Source organism: Streptomyces sp. NPDC087787 (assembly GCF_044743035.1).
GTDB lineage: Bacteria > Actinomycetota > Actinomycetes > Streptomycetales > Streptomycetaceae > Streptomyces.
In genome coordinates this window covers 17,964-34,792 of sequence record NZ_JBIUVQ010000006.1, presented here as the reverse complement: position 1 = coordinate 34,792, position 16,829 = coordinate 17,964, and the positions used below count along the sequence as shown (strand labels likewise).

Sequence of the window (16,829 nt, the reverse complement as noted above, 5' to 3'; positions counted from 1 at the left end):
ACCATGTCCGCCGCCGCCAAGGGCCCCGCCAGCTACTTCCCCTCCATCGAGAAGAAGTTCGGCCGTCCGATCGCCGAATGGAAGGACCTCATCCGCTCCTCGCCGCTGACCAAGCACATGGAACTCGTCAACTGGCTCAAGGCCGAGCACGGCCTGGGGCACGGCCACGCCAACGCCCTGGTGGCCCACACCCTGGCCGAGGGCAAGGCCGGGTGAGGCGGCCGGCCGCCCCGGCTCACCCGGCGGCGCTGTCACCGCCCGGCGGTACCGTCGGGTCATGACCACGGAGGCGAGTCGGAGCGGGCAGTCCGGTGCCGGGGAGCGGCGTCCGGCCGTGCTGGAGGGCGTGCTCGAGCGGATCACGTACGCCAACGAGGAGAACGGCTACACGGTGGCCCGCGTCGACACCGGCCGGGGCGCCGCCGACCTCCTGACCGTCGTCGGCGCGCTGCTCGGCGCCCAGGTCGGCGAGTCGCTGCGCATGGAGGGCCGCTGGGGCTCCCACCCGCAGTACGGCAAGCAGTTCCAGGTGGACAACTACACCACCGTGCTCCCGGCCACCGTCCAGGGCATCCGCCGCTATCTCGGATCCGGCCTGGTCAAGGGCATCGGACCGGTCTTCGCCGACCGCATCACCCAGCACTTCGGCGTGGACACCCTGCAGATCATCGAGGAGGAGCCGAAGCGCCTGATCGAGGTGCCGGGACTCGGCCCCAAGCGGACCAGGAAGATCGCCGACGCCTGGGAGGAGCAGAAGGCGATCAAGGAGGTCATGCTCTTCCTCCAGACCGTCGAGGTCTCCACCTCGATCGCGGTGCGCATCTACAAGAAGTACGGCGACGCGTCGATCTCGGTGGTGAAGAACCAGCCGTACCGGCTGGCCGCCGACGTCTGGGGCATCGGCTTCCTGACCGCCGACAGGATCGCGCAGTCCGTCGGCATCCCGCACGACAGCCCGGAGCGGGTCAAGGCCGGCCTGCAGTACGCGCTGTCGCAGTCCACCGACCAGGGCCACTGCTTCCTGCCCGAGGAGCGGCTGATCACGGACGCGGTCAAGCTCCTCCAGGTGGACACCGGGCTCGTCATCGAGTGCCTCGCACAACTCGCCGAGCCACCCGAGGACGACGCCGACCCCGGTGTCGTTCGGGAGAAGGTGCCGGGCCCGGACGGCGGCGAGGCGGTGACGGCGATCTACCTCGTGCCCTTCCACCGCGCCGAGCTGTCCCTGTCCGCCCAGGTGCTGCGCCTGCTGCGCGCCGACGCCGACCGGATGCCCGCCTTCCGGGACGTGGCCTGGGACAAGGCGCTGACCTGGCTGAAGGGCCGTACGGGGGCCGACCTCGCCCCCGAGCAGGAGGCGGCGGTCAGGCTGGCGCTGACCGAGAAGGTGGCCGTGCTGACCGGCGGCCCCGGCTGCGGCAAGTCCTTCACGGTGCGCTCGATCGTGGAGCTGGCGCGGGCCAAGAAGGCCAAGGTGGTGCTCGCCGCGCCCACCGGCCGGGCCGCCAAGCGCCTGTCGGAGCTCACCGGCGCCGAGGCCTCCACCGTGCACCGCCTGCTGGAGCTCAAGCCCGGCGGGGACGCGGCCTATGACCGGGACCGCCCGCTGGACGCCGACCTGGTGGTCGTGGACGAGGCGTCCATGCTGGACCTGCTGCTGGCCAACAAGCTGGTCAAGGCCGTGCCCCCGGGTGCGCACCTGCTGTTCGTCGGGGACGTGGACCAGCTCCCCAGCGTGGGCGCCGGCGAGGTGCTGCGCGACCTGCTGGCGGACGGCGGCCCGGTGCCCGCCGTCCGCCTCACGCGCGTCTTCCGCCAGGCCCAGCAGTCCGGGGTGGTGACCAACGCGCACCGGATCAACGCCGGGCAGCATCCGCTGACCGACGGCATGAAGGACTTCTTCCTCTTCGTCGAGGACGACACCGAGGAGGCCGGCCGGCTCACCGTGGACGTGGCGGCGCGCCGGATCCCGGCCAGGTTCGGGCTCGACCCGCGCCGGGACGTGCAGGTGCTCGCCCCCATGCACCGCGGCCCGGCGGGCGCCGGCACGCTGAACGGACTGCTCCAGCAGGCGGTCACCCCGGGCCGCCCCGACCTGCCGGAGAAGCGGTTCGGCGGCCGGGTCTTCCGCGTCGGGGACAAGGTCACCCAGATTCGCAACAATTACGAGAAGGGGAAGAACGGTGTCTTCAACGGCACCGTGGGCGTCGTCACCTCGCTCGACCCGGTCGACCAGCGTCTGACGGTGCTGACGGACGAGGACGAGGAGGTGCCGTACGAGTTCGACGAACTGGACGAACTCGCGCACGCGTACGCGGTGACCATCCACCGCTCGCAGGGCAGCGAGTATCCGGCCGTCGTGATCCCGGTCACCACCGGCGCCTGGATGATGCTCCAGCGCAACCTGCTCTACACGGCGGTGACCCGGGCCAAGAAGCTGGTCGTGCTCGTCGGGTCGCGCAGGGCGATCGGCCAGGCGGTGCGCACGGTGTCGGCGGGGCGGCGCTGCACGGCGCTGGACTTCCGTCTCGCCGGCGGCTGAAAATCGCCGCCCGGAGGGCCGGATCCCAGTACCTGACGCCCCGTCACAAAAAATGATCGATCAGATGAGTCGTAAAGGTCACACAGCACTTCCCGTGGCCGGAGTGAAGGGGCAGGATGGACAGGTTGGCGGCACTGAGTGCCGCCAATGGGCCCAATGGTCGACCCCGAGTGCACTCTCCTGAGCCAAATGGGGGATGGTAGAGACAGTCAGGGCACCTCGAAGATGAGGCACTACGTCGGTGAGGGAAGACGTGAGCGACAACTCTGTAGTTCTGCGGTACGACGGCGGCGAGTACACCTACCCGGTGGTCGACAGCACCGTCGGCGACAAGGGCTTCGACATCGGGAAGCTGCGCGCCCAGACCGGTCTCGTGACCTTGGACAGCGGATACGGCAACACGGCCGCGTACAAATCCGCCGTCACCTATCTCGACGGTGAGCAGGGCATCCTCCGGTACCGCGGCTACCCGATCGAGCAGCTGGCCGAGCGCTCCACCTTCCTGGAGGTGGCCTACCTGCTGATCAACGGTGAGCTGCCGACCGTCGACGAGCTCTCCTCTTTCAAGAACGAGATCACGCAGCACACCCTGCTGCACGAGGACGTCAAGAACTTCTACACGGGCTTTCCGCGCGACGCCCACCCGATGGCGATGCTGTCGTCGGTCGTCTCGGCGCTGTCGACCTTCTACCAGGACAGCCACAACCCGTTCGACGAGAAGCAGCGCAACCTCTCCACCATCCGGCTGCTCGCCAAGCTCCCGACGATCGCGGCGTACGCGTACAAGAAGTCGATCGGCCACCCGTTCGTCTACCCGCGCAACGACCTCGGTTACGTCGAGAACTTCCTGCGCATGACCTTCTCCGTGCCCGCGCAGGAGTTCGACCTGGACCCGGTCGTGGTCTCCGCGCTCGACAAGCTGCTGATCCTGCACGCCGACCACGAGCAGAACTGCTCGACCTCCACGGTCCGCCTGGTCGGCTCCTCGCAGGCCAACATGTTCGCCTCGATCTCGGCCGGCATCAGCGCCCTGTGGGGGCCGCTGCACGGCGGCGCCAACCAGTCCGTCCTGGAGATGCTCGAAGGCATCCGCGACTCGGGCAACGACGTCGACACCTTCATCCGCAAGGTGAAGAACAAGGAGGACGGCGTCCGCCTGATGGGCTTCGGCCACCGGGTCTACAAGAACTTCGACCCGCGCGCCAAGATCATCAAGGCCGCCGCGCACGATGTGCTCTCCGCGCTGGGCAAGGAGGACGAGCTCCTCGACATCGCCCTGAAGCTGGAGGAGCACGCGCTGTCCGACGACTACTTCGTCGAGCGCAAGCTCTACCCGAACGTCGACTTCTACACCGGTCTGATCTACCGGGCCATGGGCTTCCCGACCGAGATGTTCACGGTCCTGTTCGCCCTCGGCCGGCTGCCGGGCTGGATCGCCCAGTGGCACGAGATGATCAAGGAGCCGGGCTCCCGCATCGGCCGCCCGCGCCAGATCTACACGGGCGTGGTCGAGCGCGACTTCCTCCCGGTCGAGGAGCGCTGAGCCTCCCGGCGGCGCCACCGGCCCCGTAGCATCACCGGCCCCGTATCCGCGCGCAGTGCGCGGATACGGGGCCTCGTGCTGTGCGGACGGACCTCTCGGGCGGACCTCTCAGACGTACTGATGTACGAACGGGCCCGGAGGTGACGAGTCACGGAAGAAGCGGAAGGCGCCCCGGCGTGCCGGTCCCCCCACGGGCCGACGGCCAGGGCGCCTTCCCATGTCCCGGTGCGGATTCCCCCCACGGGATCCGGCCGGGCGTTCAAGGACCAGCGCCTGAATCGCTGTGAGCACAACGAGCAGAACTCGTCGCACCTGGTGCTGTGCGGTCTGCCGGGACGCGCACGCGCGGGAGGGCCGCTCAAAGCTCCCCGGTGTACGTGCCCCGGCAACGCACCTCTGAGGAAGTCCCCCAAGACATCCCCAGATGTCGGTCAGCGCCCCCCAAGACGCTGGCCCGACATCGCCAACTTAGACCTTCGAACCCCTTCGATGGTTACGTTCACATCACTGTGATCTGCGTCTCTTGCATATGTCCGTTAGGTACGCAAGAGCCCAAGTATGGCGACCGGAACCCAAGCGTAAGGATGATGCGCGAGGCTTGTGAAGAGCTTATGTGAGGCGCGCGTTGGACTCTAGGGGGACTCTTACTTCGGTCTCGAATGCTTTTCATTCAGCGGAACGTGCGCAGCCTGAGACTGTTCGTCACCACGAACACCGACGAGAACGCCATCGCCGCTCCCGCGATCATCGGGTTGAGCAGTCCGGCGGCGGCCAGCGGCAGCGCGGCCACGTTGTAGCCGAAGGCCCACACGAGGTTGCCCTTGATGGTGGCCAGCGTCCGCCGGGACAGCCGGATGGCGTCCGCGGCCACCAGCAGGTCCCCGCGCACCAGGGTCAGATCGCCGGCCTCGATGGCGGCGTCGGTACCGGTGCCCATGGCCAGGCCGAGGTCCGCGGTGGCGAGCGCGGCGGCGTCGTTGACCCCGTCGCCGACCATCGCCACCGTCCGCCCCTCGGCCCGCAGCCGCCGGACGGCCTCGGCCTTCTCCGCGGGCAGCACCTCGGCGACCACGTCCTGCGGATCGATGCCGACGGCCCGTGCCACGGCCTCGGCGACGGCGCGGTTGTCGCCGGTCAGCAGGACCGGGCGCAGCCCCAGCGCGCGCAACCGTGCCACCGCCTGCGCGCTGGTGTCCTTGACGGCGTCCGCGACGGCGAGGACACCGCGGGCCTGCCCGTCCCAGCCGACGACGACCGCCGTACGGCCCTCGCGCTCCGCCTCGCGCCGGGCGCGGGCCACCTCCTCGGGCAGCTCGTCGTCGAGTTCCACGAGCCGTCCCACGGCCACGTCGTGGCCCTCCACGCGCCCGCGTACTCCACGACCGGGGACGTTCTCGAAGTGCTCGACCGGGGGCAGCGGTCCGACCCGTTCCTCGGCGCCGGCGGCGACGGCCCGCGCGATCGGGTGCTCGGAGGCGTGCTCCAGCGCGCCCGCGAGGCGCAGCAGCCGCTTCTCGTCGGTGCCCTCGGTGGCGTACACCTCCTGGAGGGTCATCCGGCCCGTGGTGACCGTTCCGGTCTTGTCCAGGACGACGGTGTCCACCCGGCGGGTGGACTCCAGCACCTCGGGGCCCTTGATGAGGATGCCGAGCTGGGCGCCCCGGCCGGTGCCGACCATCAGTGCGGTCGGCGTGGCCAGGCCGAGGGCGCACGGGCAGGCGATGATCAGTACCGCGACGGCGGCGGTGAACGCGGCGGTCACCTCGCCGGTGGCGAGCAGCCAGGCGAGCAGGGTGCCCACGGCGATGAGCAGGACGACCGGTACGAAGACCGCCGATATGCGGTCCGCGAGCCGCTGCACCTCGGCCTTGCCGCTCTGCGCGTCCTCGACGAGCCGCGCCATCCGCGCGAGCTGGGTGTCCGCGCCGACCCTGGTGGCCTCGACGACCAGCCGGCCGCCCTCGTTGACCGTGGCCCCGGTGACCGTGTCGCCGGGGCCGACGTCCACGGGCACCGACTCGCCGGTGAGCATGGAGGCGTCGACCGCCGAGACGCCCTCGACGACCGTGCCGTCGGTGGCGACCTTCTCGCCGGGCCGTACGACGAACCGGTCGCCGACCGCCAGCGCGGCCACCGGGATCCGTGTCTCCCTGCCGTCGCGCAGGACGGAGACGTCCTTCGCGCCCAGTTCGAGCAGCGCCCGCAGCGCGGCGCCCGCCCGCCGCTTGGAGCGGGCCTCCAGATAGCGGCCGAGCAGGATGAACGCGACGACCCCGGCGGCGACCTCCAGGTAGATCGTGGAGGCCGCGTCCATCCGGGAGACGGTGAGGCGGAACTCGTGGCGCATGCCGGGCATGCCCGCGTCACCCAGGAACAGCGCCCACAGTGACCAGCCGAACGCGGCCAGGGTGCCGATCGAGACGAGCGTGTCCATGGTGGCCGTGCCGTGCCGGGCGTTGGCCAGGGCCGCCCGGTGGAACGGCAGCCCGCCCCAGACGACGACCGGCGCGGCAAGGGTCAGCGAGAGCCACTGCCAGTACGTGAACTGGAGGGCCGGGATCATCGAGAGCAGCACCACGGGGACGCCGAGGAGCGCGGAGACCACCAGGCGCCCGCGCAGGGTGGCCAGTTCGGGATCCCGCCGCTCCCGCTCCTCGTCCGGCCGGGACTCCGCGTCCGCCGTCGGTCCGGGGGCCGGCGGCGCGGGCTCCTCGGCCGTGTAACCGGTCCGGACCACGGTGGCGATCAGATCGGCGACCGACACCCCGGCGGGGTAGGAGATTCTGGCCTTCTCCGTGGCGTAGTTGACCGTCGCGGTGACGCCGTCCATGCGGTTGAGCTTCTTCTCGACGCGGGCGGCGCAGGAGGCGCAGGTCATTCCCCCGATGAGCAGCTCGGCCTCGGCGGTGCCCGGCCGGTCGGCCGTGGACGTCTGCGGGACGGCGTGGGTGTTCATCCGGGTGTTCATCCTCGGTACTCCAGACGGCGTACGGGCTTGGTGGACCGGCCCTCGTCAGACCTGGCCGACGAGTTCGAAGCCGGCCTCGTCGACGGCGGCGCGCACCGCCTCCTCGTCCAGCGGGGAGGCGGAGACGACGGTGACCTCGCCGGTGGAGGCGACGGCCTTCACCGAGCTGACACCGGTCAGCTCGGAGATCTCGGCGGACACGGAGCCCTCGCAGTGTCCGCAGCTCATCCCGCTCACCTTGTAGACGGTCGTGACGGTGTCCGAAGTGCCAGTCTGGGCGGTCATGTCGTTCTCCTCGTCGTGGTGGGTGGGGCATGTGGGTCGCGGGGAGGCCATCGGGGCCCTCCACTCGTCAACACTATACCCCTAGGGGGTATTCCTCCAAGGAATCGCGGCCGGGTCGCCGCGCGGTCACCGGCAACGGAGTGACGCGAGGTCGCGGCGTCGGCGGGAGGCGGGACCAGGCAGGCCCCCCGCGTCCGGGATGTGCCCGCGTACTACGGTTTCGCCGGCGGCGGTGGGCCGCGGAGATACCGGGCGGAAAGTGAGACGGCGATGCGGGCTGTGGTGTTCGAGCGGTACGGGGAGCCGGCCGAGGTGCGCGAGGTGGCCGACCCGAGGCCCGCGGAGCACGGGGTCGTGGTGCGGGTCGAGGCGACCGGCCTGTGCCGCAGCGACTGGCACGGCTGGCAGGGCCACGACCCCGACATCACGCTGCCGCACGTGCCCGGGCACGAACTCGCCGGGACCGTCGAGGAGGTGGGCACCCGGGTGACCCGCTGGCGGCCGGGGGACCGGGTGACCGTCCCCTTCGTCTGCGCCTGCGGCACCTGCCCCGCCTGCGCGGCCGGCGACCAGCAGGTGTGCGAACGGCAGACCCAGCCGGGCTTCACGCACTGGGGCTCCTTCGCCCAGTACGTGGCGCTCGACCACGCCGACGTGAACCTGGTCGCCGTACCCGAGGGCCTGTCCTACGCGACGGCGGCCTCGCTCGGCTGCCGGTTCGCCACCGCGTACCGCGCGGTCGTCCAGCAGGGCCGGGCGGCCGCCGGCGACTGGGTCGCCGTGCACGGCTGCGGGGGCGTGGGCCTGTCCGCGGTGATGATCGCGGCGGCCGCGGGGGCCAGGGTGGTCGCGGTGGACGTGTCTTCCCGGGCCCTGGACCTGGCCCGGGAATTCGGCGCCGCCCACTGCGTCGACGCGTCCGCCGTCGAGGACACGGCGGAGCGGGTGCGCGAGCTGACCGGCGGCGGCGCCCATCTCTCGCTCGACGCGCTCGGCTCGCCCGCCACCTGCGCCGCCTCGGTGAACGGCCTGCGCCGCCGGGGCCGCCACGTCCAGGTCGGCCTGCTGCCCTCCACCACCGGCACCACCCCGGTGCCCATGGCCCGCGCCATCGCCCTGGAACTCGAACTCCTGGGCAGCCACGGCATGGCCGCGCACGCCTATCCGGAGATGCTGGAGCTGGTGCGGGCCGGAGTGCTGCGCCCCGACCTGCTGGTGACATCGGCCATCCCGCTGGCGGCCGTCCCGGACGCGCTCGCCGCGATGGGCACGGCGCCGGGATCGGGGGTCACCGTCATCGAACCGTGGAGCTGAGCCGGCACGGCGGTGCCCCACCCCGCGTGAGGCACCGCCATGCCGGCGCGACGGCCGCGGGTCAGTCGGCTCTGCGTCCGCGGTTGCCGGGCCGGGCGGCGACCCAGGCGCGGACCGTGTCGGCGTACCAGTAGGGCCTGCCGCCCTCCACATGGTCGGGCGGCGGCAGCAGACCGTGCTTGCGGTAGGACCGCACGGTGTCCGGCTGCACCCGGATGTGCGCCGCGATCTCCTTGTACGACCAGAGCCTTCGGTCGGTCATGACGTGCACCTCCCCGCGCGCACCACGGCGGCGGCCGGAGAGGCCGTCGGGGGAGCCGGGCGCCGCGCTGGCGATCTCCAAGCCTGTGGTCGGTGAACGAGACCGACCGCGCACCGGCAAGCGGCTGTCGGCCGGGTGTGACCGAGGATCCGCGTACTCGCGACATGCGTGACACGGCAGAGGTTTTTGTGACAGAGCTGCAGCAGGCGACTTACCTGCCCCGGGGTTTACGCGGCCGGACGCGACCCTGTCGTCCGTATGTCCGGACAAACCATTGACAGGGGTCCGTGCCCGGCACTAGAACCGGGGGAGTGAAGGGAGGCCGAGGGCAGCCGATGGCGTGCGACCCGATCACCGCGCGGCCGTGTCCGCCTGCGCGCCCGCGGCCCGGCGGACCAAGAGTTTCCTCACCCGAGCGGTACGGGCACGCTGGGCGCAGACCCGCACGTGCCTCGTGGCGCACGGGCACAGAACGCCTCCGGCGCGGGATGCCGCTTCGCCCTGGCAGGAGCGAAGTGCGAGCGTCGACTCCCCGCCCGCTACGGCCCCGCGCCGGAGGTCCCGACAACCCACCGCGGGGCGGCGGCCGGCCGCGCTCCGCCCGAGCGCGGAATCAGTGCGCCGTCCCCGCCGCGTCCCGCGCCGCGGACACTCCCACATGTGTCTACATGGAGACGGAAACCGCAGACACAGTGTCGGGCGCGCCTTCCGCGCAGGCCTGGTGGGATGTACCTGTGGCCGGGACCGCGGCGCGCCCGTCGCCGGTCACGCCACATGAGCTGTACGCACGGCACGTTTCGACCCGTCGCCGCCATCTGTGAAGGAGTAACCGGGCATGACGAAGATCGTCAACCACTGGATCGGCGGGAAGACCGTCGAAGGCGCCTCGGGGACGTACGGGCCGGTCACGGACCCGGCGACCGGCGAGGTCACCACCAAGGTCGCGTTCGCCTCCGTGGAGGAGGTGGACGCCGCGGTCGCCGCCGCGAAGGACGCGTACCTGACCTGGGGGCAGTCCTCGCTCGCCCAGCGGACCACGATCCTGTTCAAGTTCCGCGCGCTGCTGGACGCCCACCGCGACGAGATCGCCGAGCTGATCACCGCCGAGCACGGCAAGGTGCACTCCGACGCGCTCGGCGAGGTCGCGCGCGGCCTGGAGATCGTGGACCTGGCCTGCGGCATCAACGTGCAGCTCAAGGGCGAGCTGTCCACCCAGGTCGCCACGCGCGTCGACGTGGCCGCGATCCGGCAGCCGCTGGGCGTGGTCGCCGGCATCACGCCGTTCAACTTCCCGGCGATGGTCCCGATGTGGATGTTCCCCATCGCCATCGCGTGCGGCAACACCTTCGTGCTGAAGCCGAGCGAGAAGGACCCGTCGGCCTCCCTGAGGATCGCCGAGCTGCTGGCCGAGGCCGGGCTGCCCGACGGCGTCTTCAACGTGGTCCACGGCGACAAGGTGGCCGTGGACCGCCTCCTCGAGCACCCGGACGTCAAGGCGGTCTCCTTCGTCGGCTCCACCCCGATCGCCCGCTACATCCACACCACCGCCTCCGCGAACGGCAAGCGCGTGCAGGCCCTCGGCGGCGCCAAGAACCACATGCTGGTGCTGCCGGACGCCGACCTGGACGCGGCCGCCGACGCCGCCGTCTCGGCCGCGTACGGCTCGGCGGGCGAGCGCTGCATGGCCATCTCGGCCGTCGTCGCCGTCGGCGCGATCGGCGACGAGCTGGTGGAGAAGATCCGCGAGCGCGCCGAGAAGATCAAGATCGGCCCCGGCAGCGACCCGTCCTCCGAGATGGGCCCGCTGATCACCAAGGCGCACCGCGACAAGGTGGCCTCGTACGTGGAGGGCGCCGCCGGCGAGGGCTCCGAGGTCGTCCTGGACGGCACCGGCTACACGGTCGAGGGATTCGAGGACGGCCACTGGGTCGGCATCTCGCTGCTGGACAAGGTGCCCACCAGCGCCAAGGCCTACCAGGACGAGATCTTCGGCCCGGTGCTGTGCGTGCTGCGCGTGGACACCTACGAGGAGGGCGTGGCGCTCATCAACGCCTCGCCGTTCGGCAACGGTACGGCGATCTTCACCCGGGACGGCGGCGCGGCCCGCCGGTTCCAGATGGAGATCGAGGCCGGCATGGTCGGTGTCAACGTGCCGATCCCGGTGCCGGTGGGCTACCACTCCTTCGGCGGCTGGAAGGACTCGCTCTTCGGCGACCACCACATCTACGGCAACGACGGCACGCACTTCTACACCCGCGGCAAGGTCGTCACCACCCGCTGGCCGGACCCGTCCGAGGCCCCCGCGGGCGTGGACCTCGGGTTCCCGCGCAACCACTGACCGGCGCGATGCCCGACGGCCGGGATCCCCGGCCGTCCCCCGCTCTCGCCGCAGGAGATGACGAGGCCGTCCGATATTCGGACGGCCTCGTCTTTTTTCGCGGGTCCGCTGCGGTTCCCGCACGCCCGTACGGGCCCGAACAGTCGGACCGTTGGACGCGTGAATCAGTTGTAGATCGTCGGACTGCCACGGATTCCGTAGGTTAACAGCCATTGACTCGGCGGTTTTCGTTGATGTTCGATACCCGGGCCGGGAGCGGACGAGAGTGCGTAACGGCCGCGAACCGCCGGAGGCGACAGCGGGCTCCCTGGCCCCACCTGTTGCACAAGTCGATCGGAACCGCCGCATGACCGACCTGCTCCGCTCTGTCGAGAACACCGCCCCGGAAGTGGCCGGCGGTCCCGCACAGGCGACGGACAGCCCCGCCCAGCTCAAGCGTTCCATCGGTGTCGTCGGCGGCACCCTCCTCACCCTCTCGTGCGTGACCCCCGCCTCCACCCTCTTCGTGGTCGTCCCCGACCTCCTCGGCTCGCTCGGCACCGCCACCGCGCTGACACTCGCCATCGGCTCCCTGCTGTGCATCGCCGTGGCCTTCTGCTACTCGGAGCTGGGCACTCTCATCCCCAGCGCGGGCGGCGAGTACGCCATGGTGTCGACCATGGCCGGGCGGCTGGCGGGCTGGCTGGTCTTCGTGCTGTCCCTGCTCGTCGTCATGATCGTCCCGCCGGTGATCGCGATGGGCACCGCGGACTACCTGGCGCCGGTCGTCCACCTCGACCCGGCCCTGACCGGCGCCGGCGTGATGCTGATGGCCACCCTCGCCGGCCTCCTCGACCTACGAGCCAACGCCTGGATCACCGGCATCTTCCTGGTCCTCGAGGTCATCGCCGCCGGTGTGGTCGCCCTGCTGGGCTTCGCGCACAGCCACCGGGGCGTCGGCAGCCTGGTCTCCATGCAGGTGGCCGGCTCCGGCGGCCACACCGACACCGTGACGGCCATGCTCGTCGTCTCCGGGCTCGCCATCGCCCTCTTCGCCACCCAGGGCTTCTCGACGGCCGTCTACCTCTCCGAGGAACTGGAGAACCCGCGCCGCAACGTCGCCCGCACGGTGCTCGCCACCCTGGCCATCTCCTCCGTGATCATCCTCGTGCCCGTCGTCGCCATCACCATGGGCGCCTCCGACATCAAGGAGCTGACCAGCGGAAACCTGAGCGCCATGGTGATCGCCTGGTCCAACTCCGCGGTCGGCACCTTCGTCAGCCTCTGCGTGGCCCTGGCGATCATCAACGCCGGCATCGTCATGGTCATCCAGAACTCCCGCGTGCTGTTCGCCTCCGCCCGCGACAAGGCCTGGCCGGAGCCGGTCAACAAGGCCTTCTCCAGGCTCGGCCGCTTCGGCTCCCCGTGGGTCGCCACCCTCGCGGTGGGCGTGCCCGGCGCGCTGCTGTGCTTCGTCAACCTGGACACCCTGTACGGCGTCACGGGTGTGTCGGTGACCGGGATGTACCTGCTCGTCGCGGTCGGCGCGCTGCTGGCCCGCCGCGGCTCCCACAAGCACACGCCCGCGTGGCGCATGCCCCTGTGGCCGGCCATGCCCGTGCTGCTCATCGCACTCCTGGCCTACATCCTCAGCCGGCAGGACATCACCTACCTGCTGCTGACCGGCGGCATCATGGCCGTCGCCACCCTCTACTGGGCCCTCTACCTCCGCCCCCGCCGCGACACCCGCTGGCTGGTGTCCATCCCGGAGGACGCCCGGCCGTAGGACGACGGAGCCGCCGCCGCGTACCGCGGACGCGGTACACCGCGGCCGCCCCATACTCCCCGAGGAGGTGCGCAGGTTCGGTCCGGCGGCGGCTTCGGTTGTCGGTGGCGGCCCGTACCGTGGAGGACATGGATCTTCGACCGCCCGGACTACGCGGGCTGCTGCGGAGGCCCCGGCGCCTGCTGGCCGCCGGGGCCGCCGTCGTCGTGCTGGCCGGCGCCGGCACGTGGACGGCGATCGCCTCCGACGACCCGCCTCCGGTGCACCGCGCCGACCAGGTGCTGGCCATGGGCGACGGGGTGCGCGTCGACACCTCGTACTTCACCCCGGCCACGTCCGGCCGCCACCCCGCCGTCCTGCTCGGGCACGGCTTCGGCGGCAGCAAGGACGACGTACGGCGTCAGGCCCAGGACCTCGCCAGGGACGGATACGCGGTGCTGACGTGGTCGGCGCGCGGCTTCGGCGGATCCACCGGAAAGATCGGGCTGAACGACCCCAAGGGCGAGGTCGCCGACGTCTCCAGGCTGATCGACTGGCTGGCGCGGCGGCCCGAGGTGCGACTCGACGGGCCCGGCGACCCGCGCGTGGGCGTGGCCGGAGCCTCCTACGGCGGGGCGATCTCCCTCCTCGCCGCCGGACACGACCACCGGGTGGACGCCACCGCCCCGGCGATCACCTACTGGAACCTCGCGGACGCGCTCTTCCCGGGCGGCGTCTTCAAGAAGCTGTGGGCGGGCGCCTTCATCAACTCAGGCGGCGGATGCGCGAAGTTCGAGCCCGAGCTGTGCCGGATGTACGAGCGGGTCGCCGAGTCGGGCAAGCCGGACACCGAGGCGCGCGCACTGCTCCAGGAGCGCTCGCCGTCCGCCGTCGCCGACCGCATCAAGGTGCCGACCCTGCTCGTGCAGGGCCAGACGGACTCCCTCTTCCCACTCGGCCAGGCCGACGCCGCCGCCACGGCGATCCGCGCGAACGGCGCCCCGGTCGACGTCGACTGGATCGCGGGCGGCCACGACGGCGGCGACATGGAGACCAGCCGCGTCCAGGCGCGCGTGAAGACCTGGTTCGACCGCTACCTCAAGGGCGACAAGAACACCGACACCGGCCCCGCCTTCCGCGTCACCCGCACCGGAGGCGTGGACTCCACCGACGGCAGGGCCCTGCTGCGGGGCGCGAGCGGAAGCACGTACCCGGGCCTCGAAGGCGGGCAGCGGTCCGTCGCCCTGCGCGGAGGCGAGCGGCGCTTCGAGAACCCCGCCGGGGCCAACCCGCCCGCCGTGTCCGCCCTGCCGGGCCTCGGCGGCTCCGGCGGACTGTCCCAGCTCTCCTCGCTCGGCGTCGGGGTGTCCCTCGACTTCCCCGGCCAGCACGCGCGCTTCGACTCCGCACCCCTCGGCGCCGGCCTGCGCGTCACCGGATCGCCCACGGTGACCGTCCACGTCACCTCGACCGCCGACGACGCGGTGCTCTTCGCCAAGCTCTACGACGTCGGACCGGGCAAGCAGCAGCCGGTACTGCCCTCCCAGCTCGTCACCCCCGTGCGCGTCGAGGGCGCCAAGGCGGGCAAGGACGTCACCCTCACCCTCCCGGCCGTCGACCACGAGGTGCAGAAGGGCCACCGGCTCCGCCTGGTCCTCGCCTCCACCGACCTCGGCTACGCCTCACCGGCCGCCCCGGCGACGTACACCGCCGGCCTGAAGAGCGACCTGAAGGTGCCGACCGCGCCGGGCGTGACCACCGCGGCGGCACCGCTGCCCGCCTGGGTGTGGTGGCTGCCGCTCGCCGGCGCCGCGGTCGCGCTCGCCCTGCTGCTGACCGCCCGCCGCCGCACGGCCGCGCCCGCGCCCGACCCGGAACTGGCCGACGTCCCGCTGCGGATCACCGGCCTGAGCAAGCGCTACGCGAAGTCGGCCGACAGGTACGCGGTACGGGACCTGTCGTTCCAGGTGGACAAGGGCCAGGTCCTCGGCCTGCTCGGGCCGAACGGCGCGGGCAAGACCACCACCCTGCGCATGCTGATGGGCCTGATCCAGCCGGACGACGGCGAGATCCGCGTCTTCGGCCACGCCATACGGCCCGGCACGCCCGTGCTGTCGCGGGTCGGCGCCTTCGTCGAGGGGGCCGGCTTCCTGCCCCATCTGTCCGGCCGGGAGAACCTGGAGCTGTACTGGCGGGCCACCGGCCGCCCGCCCGGGGACGCGCACCTGGACGAGGCCCTCCGGATCGCCGGCCTCGGCGACGCCCTGGCCCGTGCCGTACGCACCTACTCGCAGGGCATGCGCCAGCGCCTGGCGATCGCGCAGGCCATGCTCGGCCTGCCGGACCTGCTGATCCTGGACGAGCCGACCAACGGCCTCGACCCGCCCCAGATCCGCGAGATGCGCGAGGTGATGATCCGCTACGCGGCCGGCGGCCGCACGGTGATCGTCTCCAGCCATCTGCTCTCCGAGGTCGAACAGTCCTGCACCCACCTGGTGGTGATGGACCGGGGACGTCTGGTGCAGGCGGGTCCGGTCGGCGAGATCACCGGCTCCGGCGACACGCTGCTCGTGGGCACCGCCACCCCGGTGGAGGACCCGGTCGTGGAGAAGGTGTCCGCCCTGCCGGACGTCGCCTCGGCGCTGCGCACCGAGGACGGCCTCCTGGTCCGGCTGGAGACCGGCGGCACGGCGCAGAACCTGGTCGCGGAGCTGGTGCGCCTTGAGGTGCCCGTCGTCGCGGTCGGCCCCCACCGCCGGCTCGAAGACGCCTTCCTCACCCTGATCGGAGGTTCCGCATGAGCACGCTCGCCGAGAGCGCCGAGGTCGCCTCCGGTTACCGGGCGGGCCGCACCCTGCCCCTGAGAGTCGAACTGGTGCGGCAGTTCAAGCGGCGCCGCACGCTGGTCATGGGCGGCATCCTGGCCGCGCTGCCCTTCGTGCTGGCCGTCGCCTTCGCGATCGGCGGCGGTCCGGGCGGCCGCGGTGACCGGGTCACGCTGATGGACACGGCCACCGCCTCCGCCGCCAACTTCGCCGCGGTGAACCTGTTCGTCTCGGCGGGCTTCCTGCTGGTGATCCCGGTGGCGCTGTTCTGCGGGGACACCGTCGCCTCCGAGGCGAGCTGGTCCTCCCTGCGCTATCTGCTCGCCGCGCCCGTGCCGCGGGCCCGGCTGCTGTGGTCCAAGCTCGTCGTCGGACTCGGGCTCAGCCTGGCCGCGATGGTGCTGCTACCGCTGGTCGCGCTCGCCGTCGGCACCGCCGCCTACGGCTGGGGCCCGCTGCGGATACCCACCGGCGGCGCGCTCGACGCGGGGACCGCCGCGCAGCGGCTGCTGGTGGTCGTGGCGTACATCTTCGTGTCGCAACTGGTCACCGCGGCCCTGGCGTTCTGGCTGTCCACCAGGACGGACGCGCCCCTGGGCGCCGTGGGCGGTGCGGTCGGCCTGACCATCGTGGGCAACGTCCTGGACGCCGTCACGGCCCTCGGGCACTGGCGCGACTTCCTGCCCGCCCACTGGCAGTACGCCTGGGCCGACGCCGTGCAGCCGCACGCCGAGTGGTCCGGCATGATCCAGGGCACGGCGGTCTCCGTCAGCTACGCACTGGTGCTGTTCGCCCTGGCCTTCCGCGGCTTCGCCCGCAAGGACGTGGTCTCGTAGGAGCCCCTGCTCGCGGCGGAGCCGGGTGAGGGGGCTCGGGTAGTGAGCGCCTCGGCCCGGCTGCCTCCTTCATGACCCGGGGCACGTACATCCTCATCCGGAGCCTTCACCGCCGCGGCACTGAACACGCCTCCGCACGGGCGCGCGGTCAGAGACGGGGCTCCGGAGCTGG

At 71.7% G+C, this 16,829-nt stretch carries 11 protein-coding genes and 2 pseudogenes; 10 read left to right on the top strand and 3 right to left on the bottom strand.

The window, feature by feature from the left end; translation table 11 throughout:
* Positions 1-3 precede the first annotated feature (3 nt).
* The 3 genes from ACIOWN_RS11635 (at position 4) to ACIOWN_RS11625 (ending at position 4,085) form a co-directional block, all read left to right on the top strand.
* The gene (locus tag ACIOWN_RS11635) at positions 4-216 is read left to right on the top strand and encodes a DUF4287 domain-containing protein (RefSeq protein ID WP_362347905.1); all 213 of its coding nucleotides are present in this window, start codon (positions 4-6) and stop codon (positions 214-216) included.
* Between the two features lie 61 nt (positions 217-277).
* A complete protein-coding gene (locus tag ACIOWN_RS11630; RefSeq protein ID WP_401981776.1) occupies positions 278-2,542 on the top strand; it encodes an ATP-dependent RecD-like DNA helicase in 2,265 nt (754 codons plus the stop codon).
* Between the two features lie 253 nt (positions 2,543-2,795).
* Positions 2,796-4,085, top strand: a complete 1,290-nt coding sequence (locus tag ACIOWN_RS11625; protein ID WP_326802515.1) for a citrate synthase — start codon at positions 2,796-2,798, stop codon at positions 4,083-4,085.
* 670 nt (positions 4,086-4,755) lie between these two features.
* Here the strand turns inward: ACIOWN_RS11625 and ACIOWN_RS11620 are convergent.
* Together ACIOWN_RS11620 and ACIOWN_RS11615 are read right to left on the bottom strand one after the other, a co-directional pair.
* Positions 4,756-7,053: a heavy metal translocating P-type ATPase gene (locus ACIOWN_RS11620; protein ID WP_401981773.1), complete on the bottom strand. Its 2,298-nt coding sequence runs from the start codon at positions 7,051-7,053 to the stop codon at positions 4,756-4,758.
* A gap of 45 nt (positions 7,054-7,098) precedes the next feature.
* Positions 7,099-7,338 (bottom strand): heavy-metal-associated domain-containing protein, encoded by a 240-nt coding sequence (locus ACIOWN_RS11615; RefSeq protein WP_398142279.1) that lies wholly within the window; start codon positions 7,336-7,338, stop codon positions 7,099-7,101.
* Between the two features lie 270 nt (positions 7,339-7,608).
* Here ACIOWN_RS11615 and ACIOWN_RS11610 point away from each other — a divergent pair, with 270 nt between their 5' ends.
* The gene (locus tag ACIOWN_RS11610; protein ID WP_401981770.1) at positions 7,609-8,652 is read left to right on the top strand and encodes a zinc-dependent alcohol dehydrogenase family protein; all 1,044 of its coding nucleotides are present in this window, start codon (positions 7,609-7,611) and stop codon (positions 8,650-8,652) included.
* Between the two features lie 61 nt (positions 8,653-8,713).
* Here ACIOWN_RS11610 and ACIOWN_RS11605 read toward each other — a convergent pair whose 3' ends face one another.
* Positions 8,714-8,914 (bottom strand): AlpA family transcriptional regulator, encoded by a 201-nt coding sequence (locus tag ACIOWN_RS11605; protein ID WP_100569385.1) that lies wholly within the window; start codon positions 8,912-8,914, stop codon positions 8,714-8,716.
* A gap of 444 nt (positions 8,915-9,358) precedes the next feature.
* On the opposite strand from ACIOWN_RS11605, the pseudogene ACIOWN_RS11600 reads away from it, so the two are divergent.
* The 6 genes and pseudogenes from ACIOWN_RS11600 to ACIOWN_RS11575 form a co-directional block, all read left to right on the top strand.
* Positions 9,359-9,496, top strand: a pseudogene (locus ACIOWN_RS11600) (5-deoxy-glucuronate isomerase); the annotation flags it as partial.
* Between the two features lie 47 nt (positions 9,497-9,543).
* Positions 9,544-9,735 (top strand): annotated as a pseudogene (locus ACIOWN_RS11595) (3D-(3,5/4)-trihydroxycyclohexane-1,2-dione acylhydrolase (decyclizing)); the annotation flags it as partial.
* A gap of 14 nt (positions 9,736-9,749) precedes the next feature.
* Entirely contained in the window at positions 9,750-11,252 is a 1,503-nt protein-coding gene (mmsA, locus tag ACIOWN_RS11590) for a CoA-acylating methylmalonate-semialdehyde dehydrogenase (RefSeq protein ID WP_362347897.1), read from the top strand.
* A 346-nt stretch (positions 11,253-11,598) separates the two neighbouring features.
* Positions 11,599-13,017: an APC family permease gene (locus ACIOWN_RS11585; protein WP_362347895.1), complete on the top strand. Its 1,419-nt coding sequence runs from the start codon at positions 11,599-11,601 to the stop codon at positions 13,015-13,017.
* Positions 13,018-13,145: 128 nt separating this feature from the next.
* Positions 13,146-15,797 (top strand): alpha/beta fold hydrolase, encoded by a 2,652-nt coding sequence (locus tag ACIOWN_RS11580; RefSeq protein ID WP_401981766.1) that lies wholly within the window; start codon positions 13,146-13,148, stop codon positions 15,795-15,797.
* Complete coding sequence (locus ACIOWN_RS11575; protein ID WP_401981763.1) at positions 15,794-16,657, top strand: ABC transporter permease; 864 nt, start codon at positions 15,794-15,796, stop codon at positions 16,655-16,657. The genes ACIOWN_RS11580 and ACIOWN_RS11575 overlap by 4 nt, the downstream gene beginning before the upstream one ends.
* The last annotated feature ends 172 nt before the right edge of the window (positions 16,658-16,829 follow it).